17 protein-coding genes are annotated in these 20612 nt (G+C 61.1%); 11 read left to right on the top strand and 6 right to left on the bottom strand.

Annotation, left to right across the window (positions count from 1 at the left end; translation table 11 throughout):
• Positions 1–106 precede the first annotated feature (106 nt).
• From ACODTY_RS14300 to ACODTY_RS14290, 3 genes are all read left to right on the top strand, one after another.
• On the top strand, positions 107–1150 hold the full coding sequence (locus tag ACODTY_RS14300; RefSeq protein ID WP_488995010.1) for an ABC transporter ATP-binding protein: 1044 nt from the start codon (positions 107–109) through the stop codon (positions 1148–1150).
• A 127-nt stretch (positions 1151–1277) separates the two neighbouring features.
• Positions 1278–2288 (top strand): extracellular solute-binding protein, encoded by a 1011-nt coding sequence (locus ACODTY_RS14295; protein ID WP_488995009.1) that lies wholly within the window; start codon positions 1278–1280, stop codon positions 2286–2288.
• A 43-nt stretch (positions 2289–2331) separates the two neighbouring features.
• The gene (locus tag ACODTY_RS14290) at positions 2332–4005 is read left to right on the top strand and encodes an ABC transporter permease (protein WP_488994922.1); all 1674 of its coding nucleotides are present in this window, start codon (positions 2332–2334) and stop codon (positions 4003–4005) included.
• A gap of 31 nt (positions 4006–4036) precedes the next feature.
• On the opposite strand, the gene ACODTY_RS14285 is transcribed toward ACODTY_RS14290, so the two are convergent.
• Positions 4037–4468: a CBS domain-containing protein gene (locus ACODTY_RS14285; protein ID WP_488994921.1), complete on the bottom strand. Its 432-nt coding sequence runs from the start codon at positions 4466–4468 to the stop codon at positions 4037–4039.
• A 171-nt stretch (positions 4469–4639) separates the two neighbouring features.
• A complete protein-coding gene (locus ACODTY_RS14280; RefSeq protein WP_488994920.1) occupies positions 4640–5365 on the bottom strand; it encodes a rhomboid family intramembrane serine protease in 726 nt (241 codons plus the stop codon).
• Between the two features lie 392 nt (positions 5366–5757).
• On the opposite strand from ACODTY_RS14280, the gene ACODTY_RS14275 reads away from it, so the two are divergent.
• The 3 genes from ACODTY_RS14275 to ACODTY_RS14265 all read left to right on the top strand — a co-directional run bounded on the left by ACODTY_RS14275 (position 5758) and on the right by ACODTY_RS14265 (position 8011).
• Positions 5758–6396: a PAS domain-containing protein gene (locus ACODTY_RS14275; protein ID WP_488994919.1), complete on the top strand. Its 639-nt coding sequence runs from the start codon at positions 5758–5760 to the stop codon at positions 6394–6396.
• Positions 6397–6511: 115 nt separating this feature from the next.
• Positions 6512–7129, top strand: a complete 618-nt coding sequence (locus ACODTY_RS14270) for a PilZ domain-containing protein (RefSeq protein WP_488994918.1) — start codon at positions 6512–6514, stop codon at positions 7127–7129.
• A 276-nt stretch (positions 7130–7405) separates the two neighbouring features.
• Positions 7406–8011, top strand: coding sequence for a transglutaminase-like cysteine peptidase (locus ACODTY_RS14265; protein WP_488994917.1), 606 nt, complete (start codon positions 7406–7408; stop codon positions 8009–8011).
• Positions 8012–8137: 126 nt separating this feature from the next.
• On the opposite strand, the gene ACODTY_RS14260 is transcribed toward ACODTY_RS14265, so the two are convergent.
• Both ACODTY_RS14260 and ACODTY_RS14255 read right to left on the bottom strand, forming a co-directional pair.
• Positions 8138–8665 (bottom strand): gamma carbonic anhydrase family protein, encoded by a 528-nt coding sequence (locus ACODTY_RS14260; RefSeq protein ID WP_488994916.1) that lies wholly within the window; start codon positions 8663–8665, stop codon positions 8138–8140.
• An 18-nt stretch (positions 8666–8683) separates the two neighbouring features.
• Positions 8684–9031: a DUF6949 family protein gene (locus ACODTY_RS14255; protein WP_488994915.1), complete on the bottom strand. Its 348-nt coding sequence runs from the start codon at positions 9029–9031 to the stop codon at positions 8684–8686.
• Positions 9032–9145: 114 nt separating this feature from the next.
• Here ACODTY_RS14255 and ACODTY_RS14250 point away from each other — a divergent pair, with 114 nt between their 5' ends.
• Positions 9146–9901, top strand: a complete 756-nt coding sequence (locus ACODTY_RS14250; protein WP_488994914.1) for a hypothetical protein — start codon at positions 9146–9148, stop codon at positions 9899–9901.
• A gap of 11 nt (positions 9902–9912) precedes the next feature.
• Here ACODTY_RS14250 and ACODTY_RS14245 read toward each other — a convergent pair whose 3' ends face one another.
• Together ACODTY_RS14245 and cysE are read right to left on the bottom strand one after the other, a co-directional pair.
• On the bottom strand, positions 9913–10116 hold the full coding sequence (locus ACODTY_RS14245; protein WP_488994913.1) for a DUF3126 family protein: 204 nt from the start codon (positions 10114–10116) through the stop codon (positions 9913–9915).
• A 118-nt stretch (positions 10117–10234) separates the two neighbouring features.
• Positions 10235–11077 (bottom strand): serine O-acetyltransferase, encoded by an 843-nt coding sequence (gene cysE, locus ACODTY_RS14240; RefSeq protein WP_488994912.1) that lies wholly within the window; start codon positions 11075–11077, stop codon positions 10235–10237.
• 733 nt (positions 11078–11810) lie between these two features.
• Here cysE and ACODTY_RS14235 point away from each other — a divergent pair.
• From ACODTY_RS14235 to ACODTY_RS14220, 4 genes are all read left to right on the top strand, one after another.
• Positions 11811–15593 carry a vitamin B12-dependent ribonucleotide reductase gene (locus ACODTY_RS14235; protein WP_488994911.1) on the top strand — a complete coding sequence of 1261 codons (3783 nt, stop codon included), beginning with the start codon at positions 11811–11813 and terminating at the stop codon, positions 15591–15593.
• 250 nt (positions 15594–15843) lie between these two features.
• Positions 15844–16974 carry an anti-phage 6A-MBL system MBL-fold protein gene (gene mblB / locus ACODTY_RS14230; protein WP_488994910.1) on the top strand — a complete coding sequence of 377 codons (1131 nt, stop codon included), beginning with the start codon at positions 15844–15846 and terminating at the stop codon, positions 16972–16974.
• A gap of 3 nt (positions 16975–16977) precedes the next feature.
• Positions 16978–19206: an anti-phage 6A-MBL system cap2_3 protein gene (gene cap2-3, locus ACODTY_RS14225; RefSeq protein WP_488994909.1), complete on the top strand. Its 2229-nt coding sequence runs from the start codon at positions 16978–16980 to the stop codon at positions 19204–19206.
• Positions 19206–20324 (top strand): patatin-like phospholipase family protein, encoded by a 1119-nt coding sequence (locus tag ACODTY_RS14220; protein WP_488994908.1) that lies wholly within the window; start codon positions 19206–19208, stop codon positions 20322–20324. Before cap2-3 ends, ACODTY_RS14220 begins: the two co-directional genes overlap by 1 nt.
• The last annotated feature ends 288 nt before the right edge of the window (positions 20325–20612 follow it).

The following is a 20612-nucleotide window of genomic DNA, read 5'->3' as shown; positions in this document are numbered from 1 at the left end:
TTCAGTCTTGGCTAGTGCAAAGCACATGCCGAGACAAGCGCAAACTGCCATGACAGGCTTGCCTGGCCTTACTGAACGAGTGCGGAGACCGACCTTGGACAGACCCCTGCCCGCCGATCCCATGCTGCAGATCACAGGCGCATCGCGCCGCTTCAGCGTTGAATTCGCGCTCGGGCCGCTCGACCTTGCCATCGCGCCCGAGGAAATCATCTGCCTCGTCGGCCATTCGGGCTGCGGCAAATCCTCGTTGCTGAGGCTTATCGCCGGGCTGGACAGGGCCGAACGCGGTTCGATCCGACTGAACGGCGTCGAACTTGCCGGGCCAAACACCTTCGTCGAGCCGGAGGAGCGCCAGATCGGCTTCGTCTTCCAGGACTATGCCCTGTTCCCGCATTTGAGCGTCGAGGAAAACATCCTGTTCGGCCTGCGCCGCCTGCACCGGCCCGAAGCGCACAGCCGTGTCGCCGACCTCCTCGCCCTCACCGGTCTTGCGGCGCTTGGCAAACGCTATCCGCACATGCTTTCGGGCGGCGAACAGCAGCGCGTCGCGCTCGCCCGCGCGCTGGCGCCCAAGCCCTCCGTGCTGCTGATGGACGAACCGTTCTCCAATCTCGACCGCGACCTGCGCGACCGCATCCGGCAGGACACGATCGACCTTTTGCGCAAGACCGGCACCACCGCCATCATCGTCACCCACGATCCCGAAGAAGCGCTTTCATGCGGCGACCGCGTCGTTCTTATGAAAAGCGGGTTGATCGTGCAGGCGGGCACCGGGCGCGAACTGCACGACCATCCGGTGGACCGTTATGCGGCCGAATTCTTCTGTTCCTTCAACAAGGTGCCAGCCACCTATCGCAACGGACATCTTGAAACAGCGCTTGGCCGCTTCCCCTGCCGGCTCGACCTTGCCGATGGCAGCCGCGCCGTCGCCTTCATCCGACCGCAAGCCATCGCGCCCTCGCAAGACAAGACGGCAATAGCCGGCAGGATCCTGCGCCGCAGCTTTCGCGGCGAGATCGAACAGATCGAACTGGAGATCGCCGGAAGCGACAGCGCGCTCATCATGCGCACCACGCAGCCGGCCTTTGCGGACGGCGATCACCTCGGCATCGCAATAGATTCCAGCCGGGTTCTGGCGTTCGCTGCCTGAACGCTCGTTTGGCGATATAAACTTTTTGTGATCGACAGCCGGCCATCCATTAAAAAACTTGACCTTAACACTCATAAATGTTGCTGCATCGTGGCACTCAAACAGGAGAAAGATGATGCGCAACGCCATGCTAACCAAGACGTTGTTCACCGCAGTTTCGTTTGTGTCGGTTGCCTCCATGGCATCGGCTGCCGAAGTCAGCATTTACACCACGCGTGAACCGGGCCTGATCCAGCCGCTGCTGGATTCCTTCAAGGCTTCCACCGGCATCACCGTGAATACCGTATTCCTCAAGGACGGCCTCGCCGAGCGCGTCGCTTCGGAAGGCGAAAGCTCGCCAGCCGATATCCTCATGACTGTCGATGCCGGCAATCTCGTCGATCTGGTCGAGAAAGGCGTCACGCAGCCGATCGAATCCGATGCACTGAAGAGCGCCGTGCCTGAACAGCTTCGCGATGCCAATGGGCATTGGGTCGGGCTTTCCATGCGTGCCCGCGTTCTCTATGCCGCGAAGGACGTCGATCTGGCCGCTTTCAACTATGAGGACCTTTCCGATCCGAAGTGGAAAGGCAAGATCTGCATCCGCTCTGGCCAGCATCCCTACAACACCGCGCTTTTCGCCGACCACCTCGCCCACTACGGCGCGGAAGAAACCGAAAAGTGGCTTTCCGGCGTCAAGGACAACCTCGCCCGCAAGGCCGCCGGCGGCGACCGTGAAGGCGCCAAGGACATCCTCGGCGGCGTCTGCGACATCGCGATTGCCAACTCCTACTATGTCGGCCTGATGCGCTCGGGCAAAGGCGGCGACGAGCAGAAGCAGTGGGGCGACGCCATCAAGGTCGTGCTGCCCACCTTCAAGGACGACGGCACCCACGTGAACATTTCGGGCGCGGCCCTTGCCAAGAACGCCCCGAACAAGGCCGAAGCCGTGCAGCTGCTCGAATATCTCGTTTCGGAAGATGCGCAGAAGATCTACGCGGAAGCCAATTACGAATATCCGGTCCGCGCCGGCGTTGCAGCCGATCCGATCATTGCCGAATTCGGCGAACTGAAGATCGATTCCAAGCCGCTTGCAGAGATCGTCAGCCACCGCAAGGCGGCCAGCGAACTGGTCGACAAGGTCGGCTTCGACAACTGATCCAACTGAAGAAGGGAGTGCCGCAGGGCGCTCCCTTTTTGCGATGACCTTGGCGCTTTCAACCCATACGGCAGGCAGGAAGCGGGCGGCGGCAAGCCACTGGCTGAAGCTTGCGGCCCTGACTGCTGCGCTGGTCTGCTTGCCCTTCCTCGCCCTGCTTTTTGAAGCCGTTCAAGGCTCAGAGGGGCTGTGGTCGCACCTTGCGGCAAGCGTGCTGCCAAAAGCCTTTCTCGATACCGTTATCCTGCTTGCCGGCGTCGGCATCCTCGTCGCCAGCATGGGTACGGGCGCGGCGTGGCTGGTGACCGCCTACGAATTTCCCGGACGGCGCACGATGGAATGGGCGCTGCTTTTGCCGCTTGCGGTGCCGACCTACATCGTCGCCTATGCCTATCTCGATATATTGCACCCGATTGGCCCGGTGCAGGGCGCGGTGCGCTGGCTGCTCGGCTATTCCAGCCCGCGCGAATTCCGCTTGCCGGACATCCGCTCCATGACCGGTTGCATCGTGCTGCTCGGTTTCGTGCTTTACCCGTACGTCTATATCGCCACCCGAGCGATGTTCCTGACCCAACCGGCCAGCCTCATCGAAGTGTCGCGCACGCTCGGCGTCTCGCGAAACGGCGTGTTCCGCCGCGTCGCCCTGCCGCTCGCCCGCCCCGCAATCGTCGTCGGCGTCAGCCTGGCGCTGATGGAAACGCTGAACGACATCGGTGCATCGGAATTCCTTGGCGTCCGCACCCTTACGGTTTCCATCTACACCACATGGGTCACTCGCTCGGACCTGCCCGGCGCGTCGCAACTGGCGCTGGCGCTGATGTTCGTCGTGGTCGCAATCGTCGCAGCGGAACAATATGCGCGCCGCAAGCAGCGTTTCGCACCCAACGCCCAGCGCAGTGGCGGCAGCATCGAACGGCAAAATGTTTCGCTACCGAAGGGGCTTCTGCTTCTCGCCCTTTGCCTGCTTCCCGTATTCGTCGGCTTCATCGCGCCCGCCGCGCATCTAGCGGTCGAAGCCTATGCGCGCCTTGACTACGCCGGCCTGCCGGCGCGCTTCCTCGCCAACATGTCCAACACGATATCTTTCTCGGCGGCGGCCACCATCATCACCCTCGTGCTAGGATCGGCAGCGGCCTATGCGGCAAGGCTCCATCCCGGAGCGCGGTCGGCATGGTTCTATCGCCTTGCCACCATAGGCTACGCCGCGCCCGGAACAGTCGTGGCGCTCGGCCTTTTGATCGCGCTGGGTGCGTTCGACCGCACTGCCGACAAGATTGCTTCATCGTGGCTCGGCTTTTCGACCGGCCTTTTGTTCCTTGGCTCAGGCGCTGCCCTGCTCTACGCCTATTCGACCCGGTTCCTCGCCATATCGGCAGGCGCAATGGCCGCCGGCCTCAGCCGCATCCCGCAATCGCTCGATGACGTCTCGCGCATGCTTGGCGAAACGTCTTCGGGAACGCTGAGACGCGTGCACCTGCCGCTCTCGAAGACAGCACTTGCCGCATCCGGCCTGCTCGTCTTCGTCGATTGTATCAAGGAACTGCCGGCGACCCTGCTTCTGCGTCCGCTCAACGTGGAGACGCTCGCCACCCATCTCTATGGCGAGGCCGCGCGCGGCACCTATGAGGAAGCCTCGATCTCGGCGCTGATGATCGTCCTGATCGCGCTGTTGCCGGTTATCTGGCTGGCAAGGGTCGGGCGCGCCGAAAACCGCTGAACGGTACCCGGCGCCATCCCTTAGCCGAAACCTAGGCCGTGGCGATATAGGCCCTGATTTCCTCCGCCTCGCGCTCGACGTCTTCAATGCGGCGCTTGACCACGTCGCCAATCGAGATGATGCCGTAAAGCAGGCCATCCTTTTCCACCGGCAGGTGGCGGAAACGGCCTGCCGTCATGATCTCCATCAGCTCGTTGACCGTATGGTTCTCGTTGCAGATCTTGACCTTCGGCGTCATCGCCGTTCGAACCGCAAGGTCGAATGCGGCCGCACCTTCCTTGGCGAACACGCGCACGATATCGCGCTCCGAGAGGATACCGACGATCTTGTTGTCGCCATTGGTGATGACGAGCGCGCCGACCCGATGTTCGGCCAGAAGGCGAATGGCTTCCGAAAGCTTCTCATTGGGGCCGAGCGTAAAAACGTCGTGGCCTTTTCTGTCGAGAATTGCCTTTACAGTCATCGCGTCCTCCTCTGCGTTAGGCCGGCTGAGCCGCAGCCGACGTCACGATTGCAGGAGCATGGTGCGCTGTGCGTGTTCGCATTTCAAGTGTCGGGCGAACGGGCCGGAACAAAGGCCGGAGCAATCTTCAACTATCGCCGCGCACATATGCGCAAAACCGTCTCAGGCGAGCTACCGGGGCCGTTTTTCGAACAGCCTGAGCCCGAAGAAGCCGGCCGCAAAGCCGCCGATATGCGCCTCCCAGGCGATCTGGCTTTCATCGCCCGGCGCCAGTCCGATCAGCCCTGTCGCCAGATTGACCACCATCCACACGGCAAGGAAGGTCATCGTGCCGCGTGATCGCAACACATCGCGCATCGGCAGCGGCGCGCCGGCAAACGCCGCCTTGCCCGACGAGCGGTCGATGCGAAAGGCAAAGCGGGCCGCCGCTCCCATCATGCCGGAGATCGAGCCGGAAGCGCCCACCAGCGGCGACTGGCCGTCTGGATGGATAACGTAGAACAGCCCCGCCGCCGCGAGGCCCGTCACCGCGAAGAAGATAATGAAGCGCGTAGCGCCGATGCGGTTTTCCAGCGGCGAGCCGAAGGCGGCCAGCCAGACCATATTGATGATCAGGTGCGCGAACCCACCATGCAGAAGCGCGTAGGTAAACGGGCTGGTGAAGGCCCAGACATCGATCTGGTACTGGCCCGAATAGCGGATCGGAATGAAGGCCGCATAGGTCAGCAACATCTGTTGGCCGTACGCGTCCAGCAGGTAATTCTGGATCAGGAAGATGCCGGTGCACAGCGCCATCACACCCACCACCGTGGCAGGCATGTTGAACACCGGCTCGCGCGGCGGCGCGGCACGAGGCCTCGCCTCGCCGCTATCTTCCGCGCCTTCCGGCTCATTCATTCGGGTCGGGTCCATAACCGGCCATGTAATGCACTGCCCGCCGTTACACAAACCGAATCGCGAAGCCGAATCAAAGGACCGCGAATCAAAGAAAAGCCGTCCAAGGTTGCCCTTGAACGGCTTGTCGAGCCCCCACAGCTCCCCTGAACTTTTGACTGAAAGCCTGTCGCCGTTTTCGCGGCCAGCCGACTTTCTGGAGTGATTTCAATGTTTCACATTCGAACTTGGCCGGCAATGTAAACCGTTTTTTAACCTTAACGGCCCCGAGGCGTGAACAAGCCAGATCCGGACTGGCACGCATCGTGCTGCGCGCAGCATGTAGTCCATCGGGAAGGCGACCTTCTGTTCACCGATGGGACATCAGGCGACAGATTGCGCGGAGCGGAACGAAAATGAACCTGAACGGATCGATCGGACTGTTCCAGTATTGGAACCGGCTGCGCGATGGACGTCCCGCTCCGCGACGCACCGAAGTGGAGCCGGCCGACATCAAGACGCTTTTGGCCGATACTTTCATCCTCGAAAAAGACACGCGCGGCGAAGCCGTGTTCCGTCTCGCCGGCACAAGGCTGTGCGCAACCTATGGCCGCGAGCTCAAAGGCTTCTCGTTCCCCTCGCTCTGGCGCAGCAAGGACCAGCGCCTGGTCTCGCGCCTGGTCGATGGCGTCTTCCGCCAGCAGTCGGTGGTGCTGGTCACCTATTCCGGCCTCAGCCGCAACCGGCGCTCGGTCGAATTCGAACTGCTGGCGCTGCCGCTCGACGGCGGCGCGGAAAACCTGCGTTGCCTCGGCGTCATCACGGCTGCCGAAAAGCCGTTCTGGCTGGGTGTCGACCCGATAATCGACGCACAAATCGATTCCGTGCGCATTATCGACCCGGACAAGGAAAACCTCTTCCTCGGTAACCGGCCCGCCATCAGCGTACCCGAACTTGCGCCCACCGAGCTGGATTCGGCTGAGACGCTGACCGAATACGGGCGCGCGCGCCGCATCCGCCATCTCGTCGTGCTGGATGGCGGGCGCGAGGAATAGGTCAAATCGTTAAAAAATCCGCCCCGCGCTTTTCCGTTTGTTAACCTTCACTACCTAGAGTTCCCGGTGAAATCCGCGCGTCAAACGCGCAACGGCCAACGGGGTGTAGGCAGTGATGAGATCAGCGGCGGTCGACTACGCACCGTCCAGGGTTGAAAGGCGTAACTTTCAACGCGTCCGCGTGAAGATTTACGGGCGTTTCATGCTGGAAGATCGCTCAGAGCATCCGTGCCAGGTTGTCGAGATGTCGCCCGGCAACGTGGCGCTGCGCGCCGAACGCATCGGCGAACCCGGTGAAAAGATCATCGCCTATATCGATCATATCGGCCGCGTCGAAGGCGTCGTCACGCGCACCTTGCAGGACGGCTTCGCCATGACGGTGATCGCCTCGGAGCGCAAGCGCGACAAGCTCGCCGCCCAGCTCACCTGGCTTGCCAACAAGCACGAACTCGACCTGCCGGAAGATCGCCGCCACGAGCGCGTCGCTCCGCGAAATCCGATGAGCGTCCTGCAACTCACGGACGGCCGTCAGTACCAGTGCCGCATCATCGACCTGTCGCTGTCAGGTGCTGCAATCGAAATCGAGGTCAAGCCGGCCATCGGTATCCAGGTCACGCTTGGAACCATGCGCGGCCAGGTGGTGCGCCATTTCGAAGACGGCGTGGCAATCGAATTCGCCGTCATCCAGCGGCCCGAGACGCTCGACGCGGAATTCAACTCGCCGCGCTCCTGAGATTTGCCCAGTCAATCGGCGGACACGCAAAGAGCGGCTCATTGAGCCGCTCTATTCTTTTCACGACTTCTTTTCACCACGCCGGGCGGCCGGAACCGGGAACTACAGGCGTCAATTCGATCGATAAAATCCGAGCGAAATGTGCTTAATATTCTATTCTGTTTTTCTTAGATTTTTATATTAAGTCTCGGTACGTTTTACTTAATATCTACTTCGGCCTTTTGCGTCAAATAAATCCGGAACTGGCATTGTCTCCTTAAACGGGGAGACACAACAATGAACAAGAAGTGGAGCGCGCCGTTACTTGCGGCAGTAGCACTGCAGTTCGGCTGTTGGGGAACAGCTTTTGCCGGCGCTTCTTTCATGCCCACTGGCGGGCGCACCACTCAGCCTGTCGGCCATTACGAATTCTGCCAGAGCTTTCCGCAGGAATGCAGGCAAGCGACGCCGAAGCAGGCGCCGGTTGAACTCACCCGCGCGCTCTGGGACAGGATCGTCTCCGTCAACAACTCCGTCAACACCTCCGTCGCGCCGCGCACCGACATGGAAATGTGGGGTCGCGAAGAGGTCTGGTCCTTCCCCGCCAATGGCGAAGGCGATTGCGAAGACTATGTGCTCGAGAAGCGCCGCCAACTGATGCAGGCGGGCGTGCCCGCCGGCAACCTGCTCGTCACCGTGGTGCGCCAGCCCAATGGCGACGGCCATGCCGTGCTCACCGCCCACACCAGCATGGGCGACTTCATCCTCGACAATCTGGAGCCTAGGGTGCTGACCTGGGACGAGACCGAATACACCTATCTCAAGCGCCAGTCCGACCGGAACTCCGGTGCGTGGGTCACCATCAATGACGGCCGCGCCGACGCGGTCGCCAGCGTCCGCTAGCAGGGCGCAACCAGAAAACCCGGTCGAGTCCCCACCCTCCCCGTCCCCAACGACCGGGTTTACGGAGCCGGCCCAGTCCCCGGGCCGGCTCCACCTATTTTATCGACAAGAAAACCGTGGGCCGTCTCAGGCGGGCTTCAACCCGGCCTTGAAGCGCTTGCCGTTGGCAACATAGTGGGCGGCGGATTTCCGCAATCGCTCCACCGCGGCATCATCCAGTGCCCGTATGGCCTTGGCCGGCGAACCGACGATCAGTGAATTGTCGGGGAATTCCTTGCCCTCGGTCACCAGCGCGCCGGCTCCAACGAGTGAATTCCGGCCGATCTTTGCCCCGTTCAGCACGATCGCGCCCATGCCGATCAGGCTGTTGTCGCCAATCGTGCAGCCATGCAGCATAGCCCGGTGGCCGATGGTGCAGCCTTTGCCGATCGTCAGCGGAAAGCCCGGATCGGTGTGCATGATGGTGTGTTCCTGCACATTGCTGTCTTCGCCGATTTTGATCTCTTCATTGTCGCCGCGCACGACGGTGCCGAACCAGATGCCGACATTGCGCCCCAGCGTGACGTTGCCGATCAAGGTGGCATCGGAAGCCACCCAGTTGCTGTCCCTGTCCTCGAAGCGCGGCTCCACTCCGTCGATGGCATAAATCGGCATTTGGTCTCCCAGAAAAGTTCAGCGCGGCAGATTCACCGGCAAACTTAGAAGGGAGGCCACCACCGATGCAACGGTGATCGTCACCACGCCCAGCGCCATCAACCAGATAACGGCGGTGCACATGCACGAACCGAGGCCGGCGGTGGAGAGGCGCTGTTCGCGATGTGCGTCCAGCGCGTCGTTGACCAGCATGAAAGGCCCTGCCGCTACCGTCATCGCCAGCGAACGGGCGACATGGGCAGGCGTGACATAGGGAGCCGCAAAGGCAAGCCTGCGCCCCGATACCAGTTCCATGATCGAGCCGGCGAGGCCGCACAGCGTCAGCCCGACAAGAAATGCAAAGGCGCCCAACTGCAAAGCGGTCATCTTTACTCTCCATTTACCATGAAACCGCACAGTCGCGGTTTAACGGCAGCATGCAAGAGCCGTGCCGCCACTTGCCGCAAGCCATGTCCCGCTATGGGACAGTCAGGGATTGCAATGACCAAGACAGTCACGGCCGAACCGGAATTCAGGGTGGTCGATTCCTCGCTGATGCTGAAAGTCTTCTACGTTTTCGCTGCGATGGCGCTGCTCTCGGTTGTCATCACGCTGGCCGGCAAATGGTTTGGCCATGAGATCGCCATGGGCGGCCACACCGACGATGCAACGATGCGCGAGGTCGTCATCGGCAACAACGTCATTGCCGCACCCTCCAACATGATCCGTTTCGAACAGGCGCGGCGTGACGGTGTCGCCTCGCGGCTCGACCTCTACATGCGCTATCCGCAGATGGACGGCTACAGCGAGGCGGCAAGGGACGACTTCAACAATGCGCGCGGCAGCCGCAACATCCTGTTCATGGCCTTCGAGGACCAGATGATGTCGCGCGACATGAGCGGGCGCTTCGCGCCGATCTACAGCGCCCTCATCGTGCGCCCAGGCGTGCCGGGCCCTGCCGGCATCACCTTTTACGATTTCACGGAAAAGTCAGGCTATCTGGGCGAAGTGCTGGCCGTAGCCGAGCGTCCCGGCCGCGACCCCTTCGTCGCGCGCTGCCTCAGCGGAGCAAGGGCGGAAGAATCGCTGGCCCCATGCGAGCGCGATGTGCTCGTGGGCGACAGCCTCAGCCTCTCCTACCGCTTTTCCAGTGAGTTCCTGGGCGATTGGCAGGCTCTGGACGCGGCCGTGGTGACGGAAGCAGCCACGATGGCCAGGACGTCTGCAGCGCCGGCAGCAATGCCGGCGCAACAGTAAGCGCCTGCGGCTCAGGCGAGATCGACGTCGAGGATCGCCATCGAGAAATTGTAGTCGCCATCGTCCTCGTCCTTGAACACGATGCCGAGGAATTCGTCGCCGACATAGACTTCTGCCGAATCGTCCTTGCGCGGGCGGGCCTTCACTTCAAGCCGCGGATTTTGGAACACGCGCTTGAAATAGGCGTCGAGCTTACGGATTTCGTCGGGTTTCAAGGTATCTCTCCGGGAACGGCTGTTTTCAGGAACGCGCTTCTGGCACGGCGGTCACCGCACTGTAAAGGCAAAGCCGCAGCGGTGGAAACCTCAAGCGCGGTCCCGCAATCGAGAAAACTCAGATATCGAAGGTAACGACGTGGTCCATCGCCTGCGACGGCAACAACTGGTCCATCTGGCGTGACGGCTCGTCGCAGCCGGTCTCGCCGACGATACGGGCCGGCACGCCGGCGACCGTCTTGTTGTGAGGCACGGGCGACAGAACGACGGAACCTGCAGCCACCTTGGAGCAATGGCCGATCTCGATATTGCCGAGGATCTTGGCCCCTGCCCCGATCAGCACGCCGCGGCGAATCTTCGGGTGGCGGTCGCCGCCAGCCTTGCCGGTACCGCCCAGTGTGACGCCGTGCAGGATCGACACATCGTCCTCGATGACGGCGGTTTCGCCGACGACGAGGCCGGTCGCGTGGTCGAGGAACACGCCCTTGCCGATGCGGGCAGCCGGGTTGATGTCGGTCTGGAACACCGATGACGACCGGCTTTGCAGATAGAGCGCAAAATCCTTGCGGCCGCGTTTCCAAAGCCAATGCGCAAGACGGTGCGTCTGGATGGCGTGAAAGCCCTTGAAATAAAGCACCGGCATCAGAAAGCGGTCGCAGGCCGGATCACGGTCGTAATAGGCCTGGATGTCGACGCGCACGATTGACGACCACTGGGGATCGTCCTGCAGCATCGCATCGAAGGTCTGGCGGATAAGGTCGGCGCCGATGTCCTGGTGCGCAAGCCGCTCCGCCAGGCGATGTATCACCGCGTCTTCCAGGCTTTCCTGGTTGAGAATGGCCGAATAGAGGAACGCCGCCAGCAGTGGGTCGCGATTGACCGCTTCCATCGCTTCGTCGCGTATGGAGCGCCAGATCGGATCGACCGGCTCAATCACGTTTTGACGGGCAATGCTGTTCATCGAAGTCTCTCCGGCTGCCTGCTGCCGTTTCGCAGGTCGCTCTATAAGTCAGATGATAACACGGGTGAACTGAATTTTCCTTATCGCTCGTTCAATTGGGCGCACTTGGCTGGAATTCAACTGGCAGCGGAAAACGAACCCGCTCGCTCGACAACGCACAGGCATCAGCGCGCGCAGACGAATTCTCCCCGTTATCCACATAAGTGACACACAAGATGTTGGGGTCATAAAAGTTACAGAAACGAACTCTTGACGACGCAAACCGAGTCGCTTTTTATGGGCCATGCGCTCCTGTTGCGGGCGTGACCGGAAAGTTTCGAGCCCGGTCTTTTTTTCCGGATTTTGTGCGTTTTGCCCGCATGCCGCCCGTTTACGAGGCCGGCGGATGCATTGGGCTCGGGGCTGTTTTGGGTGGCAAAAAGGAGAATTGTCGGACTGGCATAAATTGTCTGTTAACACTATATTTAGTGTTTGCAGGTAGGTTCGACGCTAGATAATGTGAGTTTCCCTCCCAGAGGGATTTGCAACAAGTTTCAGTTTTTGAGGGACCAGCGACGTCACTGGTTACAGGCACCGAGTTCTGAAGGGAATTTGGCAAGCTGGACCGGAGGCGGCGTGAAAAGGAGAGCCGGGTGCGCCAGAGCGCAACCGGAATAGGCGGACGTGCGCTTTTGAGCAGGTTGGGGTAACCTCGCGAAAAATGCGCTATATATAGTCGAAGGGACAGGACACGATGCGCATTGAACGGCACTTCACCAAGGCGGGCCAATCTCCCTATGCGGAGATCGAATTCCGCAAGGCGCTCTCCGAGATCAAGAACCCGGATGGCTCGGTGGTGTTCCGCCTCGACGACATCGACGTGCCCACCCAGTTCAGCCAGGTCGCCGCCGACATCCTCGCGCAGAAGTATTTCCGCAAGGCCGGCGTTCCCGCGCGCCTGAAGAAGATCGAGGAAAACGACGTTCCCTCCTTCCTGTGGCGCTCTGTGCCCGACGAGGCCGAGCTTGCCAAGCTGCCCGAGGCCGAGCGCTTCGGTTCCGAGCGCGATGCGCGCCAGGTCTTCGACCGTCTGGCCGGCACATGGGCGTACTGGGGCTGGAAGGGCGGCTACTTCAAGTCCGAGGAAGATGCCCGCACCTTCCGCGACGAGCTTGCCTATATGCTCGCCACCCAGCGCGTCGCGCCGAACTCGCCGCAGTGGTTCAACACCGGCCTGCACTGGGCCTACGGCATCGACGGCCCCGGCCAGGGCCATTTCTACGTCGATCCCTTCACCGGCAAGCTGACCAAGTCCAAGTCGGCCTATGAGCATCCGCAGCCGCATGCCTGCTTCATCCAGGGCGTGCAGGACGATCTCGTCAACGAAGGCGGCATCATGGACCTTTGGGTGCGCGAGGCGCGCCTGTTCAAATACGGTTCCGGTACCGGCTCCAACTTCTCCATGCTGCGCGGCGAAGGCGAGAAGCTTTCCGGCGGCGGCCGCTCGTCCGGCCTGATGTCCTTCCTCAAGATCGGCGACCGCGCTGCCGGCGCCATCAAGTCGGGCGGCACCACGCGCCGCGCCGCCAAGATGGTCATCGTCGATGCCGACCACCCCGATATCGAGAGCTTCATCGACTGGAAGGTGAAGGAAGAGCAGAAGGTCGCAGCACTCGTCACCGGCTCCAAGATCGTGCGCAAGCACCTCGATGCCATCATGAAGGCCTGCGTCAACTGCGAAGGTCAGGACGACGACTGCTTCGACCCGTCGATCAACACCGCGCTGAAGCGCGAGATCAAGGCGGCCAAGAAGGACGCCGTGCCGGAAAACTACGTCCAGCGCGTCATCCAGTTCGCGCGCCAGGGCTACACCTCGATCGAGTTCAAGACCTACGACACCGACTGGGATTCGGAGGCCTACCTCACCGTTTCCGGCCAGAATTCGAACAATTCCGTCTCGCTCAAGGACGACTTCCTGCGCGCCGTCGAACAGGATGGCGACTGGAACCTGACCGCCCGCAAGGACGGCCGCGTCATGAAGACCATGAAGGCGCGCGACCTGTGGGAGAAGATCGGCTATGCCGCATGGGCGTCCGCTGATCCGGGCCTGCACTTCAACACCACGATGAACGACTGGCACACGTCGCCGGCAGCCGGTCCGATCCGCGGCTCCAACCCGTGCTCGGAATACATGTTCCTCGACGACACGGCCTGCAACCTCGCCTCGATCAATCTCCTGCCCTACCGCAACGCCGACGGCACCATCGACATCGCCGCCTACGAGCATTCGGTGCGGCTGTGGACCATCGTGCTCGAAGTCTCCGTGATGATGGCGCAGTTCCCGTCGAAGGAGATCGCCAAGCAGTCCTACGAGTACCGCACGCTCGGCCTCGGCTACGCCAATATCGGCGGTCTCCTGATGACCTCCGGCATACCCTATGACTCGGACGAGGGCCGCGCAATCTGCGCCGCGCTCACCGCCATCATGACCGGCGTTTCCTACGCGACCTCGGCGGAAATGGCCTCCGAACTCGGCGCGTTCCCGGACTACGACCGCAACGCCGTGAACATGCTGCGTGTCATGCGCAATCACCGCCGCGCCGCCTATGGCGAGAAGGACGGCTACGAGAAGCTGGCGGTCAATCCGGTTCCGCTCAATGCCGACCACATCTGGCAGAAGGATCTCGTCGCCCACGCCAAGGCCGCATGGGACCGCGCCATCGAGCTTGGCGAGGAGCATGGCTACCGCAACGCGCAGGCCACCGTCATCGCGCCGACCGGCACCATCGGCCTGGTCATGGATTGCGACACCACCGGCATCGAGCCCGATTTCGCGCTGGTCAAGTTCAAGAAGCTCGCCGGCGGCGGCTACTTCAAGATCATCAACGCCGCGGTGCCGGAAGCGCTGCGTTCGCTCGGCTATTCCGAAAGCCAGATCGCCGAGATCGACGCCTATGCCGTCGGCCATGGCAATCTGAATCAAGCGCCGGGCGTAAACCCTTCAACGCTCAAGACAAAAGGCTTCACCGACGAGAAGATCGCGGCCCTTAACGCCGCGCTGAAGTCGGCCTTCGACATCAAGTTCGTGTTCAACCAGTGGACGCTCGGCGCCGACTGGGTGAAGGAAACCTTCGGCTTCACCGACGAGCAGCTTTCCGACTTCTCGTTCGAAATGCTGCCGGCGCTGGGCTTCACCCGCAAGGAAATCGAGGCCGCCAACATCCATGTCTGCGGTGCGATGACGCTGGAAGGCGCGCCCTTCCTCAAGGTCGAGCACTATCCGGTGTTCGATTGCGCCAACCCCTGCGGCAAGATCGGCAAGCGCTACCTCTCGGTCGAGTCCCACATCCGCATGATGGCGGCAGCCCAGCCCTTCATCTCGGGCGCCATTTCCAAGACCATCAACATGCCGAACGAGGCGACCGTCGAGGACGCCAAGAACGCCTACATGCTGTCGTGGAAGCTGGCGCTCAAGGCCAACGCCCTTTACCGCGACGGCTCCAAGCTGTCGCAGCCGCTCAACGCCTCGCTCATCGCCGATGACGAGGAGGACGAGGACGATGCCGTCGAGGCGCTGATCGCGTCGCCTGCCGCCGCCAAGGCCGTGCAGGTCACCGAGAAGATCATCGAGCGCATCGTCGAAAAAGTGGTGCGCGACCGCGAGAAGCTGCCGAACCGCCGCAAGGGCTACACCCAGAAGGCTATCGTCGGCGGCCACAAGGTCTACCTGCGCACCGGCGAGTTCGACGACGGGCGGCTCGGCGAAATCTTCATCGACATGCACAAGGAAGGCGCTGCCTTCCGCGCCATGATGAACAACTTCGCCATCGCCATTTCGCTCGGCCTGCAATACGGCGTGCCGCTGGAGGAATATGTCGAGGCGTTCACCTTCGTAAAATTCGAGCCGGCCGGGATGGTGCAGGGCAACGACGCCATCAAGAGCGCCACCTCGATCATCGACTACGTGTTCCGCGAGCTCGCCATCAGCTATCTCGGTCGCAACGACCTCGCCCATGTCGATACCGACTTCTCCAACACCTCGCTCGGCAAGGGCATCACCGAGGGCAAGGCATTCGCCTTCTCCAAGGGCCTGACGCGCGGCGTCTCGCCGGTCAAGCTGGTGTCGGCAGCCAGTGAGCCGAAGGGTTTTGCCGGTGGTTCGGGCTCCGGCACGGGCGACCGCCCTGCCCGCGCCGCACCCACCGCCTTTGCCGGCAACGTGTTGTCGCTTGCCACCGCAACGGCCACGGCGCTGAAAGCCGAGGTTTCAAGCGACGAGGCTGTCGCCTTCAAGCGTGACTATGAGGAGCGCGCCCGCGAGGAAGCCAGCGAGGCAGTCGAAACCGAGGCGCTGTTCACCGACGCCGCCGCCCAGGAAGCGGCCGACGCCAAGAAGGTCGCAGCCGACCGCCGCGCTAAGTCGCTGTTGCAAGGCTACACCGGCAATTCCTGCTCGGAGTGCCAGAACTTCACCATGGTGCGCAACGGCACCTGCGAGAAGTGCGACACCTGCGGTGCTACGAGCGGCTGCAGCTAAAAAATAAAACGCAACATCACCGGCCCGGTCACAACCTGACGCGTCACTGAATCTCGCTCAGCGTCAAGATAGATTGCTCATTCGACATACGAAGTCTGCTCACCCGGCTTGAACAAACCGGGTGAGCCTCAAGAAGGCCCCGGGCGCTTCATCGGCGCCCGGGAAATCGCAAAGGGAACGAAACGTAAACAGGCTGTACTTGGGGAGGAACAGCCTGGGCTCTTTCACTCTTATTTCAAAGGATGAGACCGTGCCTGCCTATCTAACGTTCTTCCCCCTCGGGAACGCTGACACCACGTTGATCCGCCTCGCCAACGACGACTTGGTCCTGATGGATTACGCGAACATGCGCGTCGCGGACGACGCAGCCGACAAACGCATCGACCTCCCGAAGGCGCTCCGCGACGAACTGGACGATGCTGACCGCGAATCGTTCCGAGTGGTCGCCTTCACTCATCTCGATGACGATCACATTTGCGGCGCACGCGACTTCTTCTGGTTCGACCACGCCCGCATCCTGCAAGGAGACGACCGCGTAAAGATCGACGAACTCTGGGTGCCGGCGGCTGCGATCACCGAGACCTCCCTCGAAGGTGATGCTTGGACCATCCGGGCCGAGGCCCGTCATCGCCTGAAAGAAGGCTACGGCATTAAGGTCTTCTCGCGGCCCGAGAGACTCGCCGCGTACCTAGCCGAATGGGACCTGACCGTAGAGGATCGTGCCCACTGCATCGTCAACGCCGGCGAACTCGTTCCAGGTTTTTCAAAATCGGACGCAGGACAGGCAGAGTTTTTCGTCCATAGCCCGTTCGCCTGGCGGACCGATGGGGGTCTTGAAGACCGGAATGAATGCTCCATTGTGGTGCAGATGACGGCACGAGAGGGCCTGAGCGAAAGCTATGCCCTTTTGGGGGCCGACATCGATCACGAGTCATTGTCGCAGATCGTCCGGACGTCCAGGAAACATGGAAACGAACATCGTTTGCACTGGGACGTTCTGAAGCTCTTCCACCATTGCTCCTACAAGTCCCTATCGCCTGAAAAAGGCGATGACATCACCGAACCCGTGGAAGACGTGAAATGGCTATTCGAGGAGCTCGCGCGCCAGCGGGAGATCATCGTTTCTCCAAGCTGGCCTATTCCCGCGAAGGGAACGCCTGAGGACGAGGACAAGCAACCTCCGCACCGACAGGCCGCGAACTACTACAAGAAGATCATCCAGGACTCGAACGGGCAGTTCAAGGTCACGATGGAAACGCCGACGGAGTTCAAACCGAAGCCGATCAAGCTGAAAATCTCGGCGACCGGGGTGGCGATAGTGACGGCCGCTTCGGCGACAGTCGCCAGCGTAGCGTCGGCAGCCACGACACGGGCAGGCTAACGCATGTGGCAGCCGGAAGCGAGCGAGCCGATCAGTGCGGATGACCTCGCCATCCCTCTTGCTCATGCCTTCGCGATCCATGTCGCGAAGGCATGTTCGGATTTCGCGCGTCTGGTTGAATGTCGCAGGTTGCCCGAGAAAGGGATCGAGATCGTCACTTTCGAGATCGATGTTGGGGTGCCGCAGCGCCCTGTTTACGCGATCAACGCGACCGAGGCGGTTTCCGTCTGCTTCGTGCCCAGCAACGCTGCTCCTCCCCTGATCGCCGTTGGGCGGCCAGACTTTCCGGACACTCCTCATCAGAATCTTGTGCCGGAAGGCTTCCCGAGCCTCCTCTGCGTGGACGACAGGCCGTGGCAAGACATCCGTGGCGGCTACACGGCCTCCGAACTCATGGCTCGAATCCAGGTCTGGTTCACAAAGGCCTGCGAAGGCGAACTTCATGGGGACGACCAGCCCTTCGATCCTTTCTTCCTTTACGACGGGAGCCACGAGATCATCGTTACGCAGGATGCGGCCAAAGCGATGGGCGCGAAAGGCAAGCTGAGCATTTGGGCCGCCGACGAACCGCCGCGTTTCCTGATCGTAACCGGCTCCCACGAAGGTCGGGGCGCCAACGGACAGCTGCACTTGCATGTCCTACACCTCGACGTCGCACCAGAAGCGATGAAGCGTATGCGTAGGGCGCCCAGAACACTGGGTCAGCTCGCGGAACTGTTGGCGGAAAGGAGTACCGACCTTATCGTGCCCTTGAAGCAATCGATCGTCGAATGGCTTAGTACTGGCAAGACCGATGACGATATACGCTGGATCACCTGCATCCTGGTAAGCGTACCCCAGATACATCCGCATACCGGGGAAATCGGTGCGTCACGGCCAATGGCCTTTCTGTCCGCCGCCAGTCCGGGCAAGATTGGCGAGGCGTTGGGGATTCTGAGCAGAAACGGTTCGGACGCTGCAAAAGCGGTGCGCTACGTGCCGTTGATGTTCCCCGAAATCACCACTGACGGGCTGGACGGCTTTCCGATTGAAGTTGCACCTGTTCACATGGAGATGAATGCGGAGGGTGCCTCGATCATTGCCGGAAGGCGCTCCGACCTTCGCGAGTTAGTGATCGTCGGTGCTGGTTCACTCGGCTCACATCTCGCCGAATACATGTCCAGGGAAGGATTGTTTCGCTGGACGGTGGTCGACAACGATACGTTTCTCCCTCACAATATTGCGCGACATACGTTGACGCGAGAGCACTTCGGATTGCAAAAGGCGCGCAACCTCGCTGCGCGGCTGGAACTCATTCGCCCCGACTCGGCGCCGCGAGCAATCCGGGAAAACGTCCTCGACAGTGAACCAAGCGACGCGCTCGTCGACGCGTTTCAACACGCCGACATCATCTTCGACGCTTCGGCCTCCGTTCCGGTGTCCCGGTGGCTGTCAGACCGCCCGTATCAAGCCCGCCGGATGTGCGCCTTTTTCACACCCGACGGTCGTTCGGCCGTTTTAATGGCTGAGGCAGCGGACAGGTCGGTGACTCTACGAGATATCGAGGCGGTATACCTTCGGGAAATCCTGGCGAATCCTGGCCTTAAGAACCACCTCCAGCCTGGCCAGCAGCTACGCTACACAGGGGCATGCCGAGCACTCACCAATAAGATTCCGGCCTCCTCGATCGCCGTCCTTTCGGGGCTTCTGGCGGCGGGCCTCGCTGAAGCGTCGGGCGACGACGTTCCCGTACTGCGTGTCTGGTCGATGCAGAGTGAAGGAGGCATCGGCTGCGAGAATGTCTGTCCATCTACCATCAGGAGTTCCATCTCCGGTTGGACCATCGTTATTCCGGAAGGCCTGCACTACGATCTTGTCGCAAGGCGCGATGGAGCCTTGCCTTGCGAGACAGGCGGTCCGCTTGTCGGTGTAGTCGACTATGAGGCAAAGTATCTCGCAGCAGTTCACGCCCTTGCGGCTCCTCCAGACAGCGCCGGGACGCGGACGGAATTCGTCCGCGGCACACGCGGCCTGCAGCGCCTCATCGAAGAGGCGCAAAGCCGATCCGGAGGTCAGGTGCGTTACATCGGTGAGTGGCACTCGCATCCGAAGGGAGCCTCCGTGACACCCAGCGTCACGGACATGAAGCAGATCTGTCAGCTGTCAATTGTCGCAGACCTCGATGGCCTTCCGGCTTTGTCGTTGATCGTAGGGGAGCAGGGATTGGGAATGCTCGTCGGCAAGGTGGTGTGATGGACGGCGAGGTAGCGCACGAAAAAATGAGGATTGGCCTCGCTTTTTCCGGAGGGGGGTTCCGTGCGGCCGTTTTCCATCTCGGCGTGCTCAGGTTTCTAGCCGAACAGCGTCTTCTCGAACGGGTGACTCAGGTCTCGACAGTTTCTGGCGGCAGTCTGCTCACGGGCGCCATTCTGTCTTCCGCAGGAGGGATCTGGCCTTCGTCATCGCAATTTCTACAGACCGCCTATCCTTACGTAAGGGACCTGCTTTTATCGAGAGATCTCTTTAGCTTCCGGGCGCTGGGTGCACGAGGACTCCTACATCACCATGTCGGAGTCCTCGGCCATCGTGCACGGGTGCTTGCCTGGCTGATTACCGAGCGATGGCAGATTAAGGCCCGGCTCGCTGAACTTCCTGAAAGTCCGGTTTGGCACATCAACACGACGTGCCTTGAAACAGGAAAGAACTGGCGCTTCACAAGGGATTCGATGGGGGACTGGCAGTTCGGCCGCCACTATTCCCCTGACGTTTTGGTGGCCGAGGCAATGGCTGCCTCCGCGGCGGTCCCGTACGTGATCGGCGGGCTTCGGCTCCGGCTGCCTCGAGACGGGTGGTGGCAGACCGATCCGGCCACCAAGGCTCCTTTGCGTCAGTGTGAACCGCGACACTCAAAGGTGCGTCTTTGGGACGGCGGGGCATATGAAAACATGGCTCTTGAGCCATTGTACAAGCCTGCGAATGGTCTCCAAGGCTGCAATATCCTCATGGTCAGCGACGCCTCCGCGCCGCTTGGGCCTCCTGCCGGAATGTTGAAAAGCATGATGAAAGGCAGGTTGGCCTCCCCTCGCCTCCTTGACGTCACGGGAGATCAGATCAGAGCGCTGCGATCGCGGATGCTGATGAAGGCAATCACCCAAGGTGAAATCAAAGGCTTCCTTTTCAGGCTCGGGACTTCCGCGAGGACGTTCGCGAAAACATCGGGTGAACTAGCCGGACTTACCGACGAAGAGTGCCAGTATTGTCTGAACTACCCCACGCATCTCACCAAAATGGAAAGCAGAGATTTCGAGCAGCTTGCCCAGCACGGGTATGAGGTTGCGCAAATGACTATGGGTGCCACAACGGAATCCTAGCAGCGATCGCCGCCGCAATCTGGGACTGCGTCTGCGGCGATATGAATAGGGCTGATCTCTATGACTGACGACTTGGACACTAAACAACCTGCGGCGGATTCCCCTCCCGAAGAACGTCCGGAACCCTCGATGCCGGTTGACCTCAGCGTCTCGGTATCCGGGTTCGTCGAGGAAGACGCCACCCGGCTCGGACACGCGATTCTCGGCGCGATTCACGAAATCAGCAGGTATGTTGTCAATGACCGCGGAATCGGGACCCTTTTTTTTCATGTAAAAGGGACCCCGGTT

This window comes from Mesorhizobium sp. FG116, from assembly GCF_057809835.1.
The sequence above is the reverse complement of the archived record's forward strand: the minus strand, read 5'-3'. Positions and strand labels throughout refer to the sequence as shown.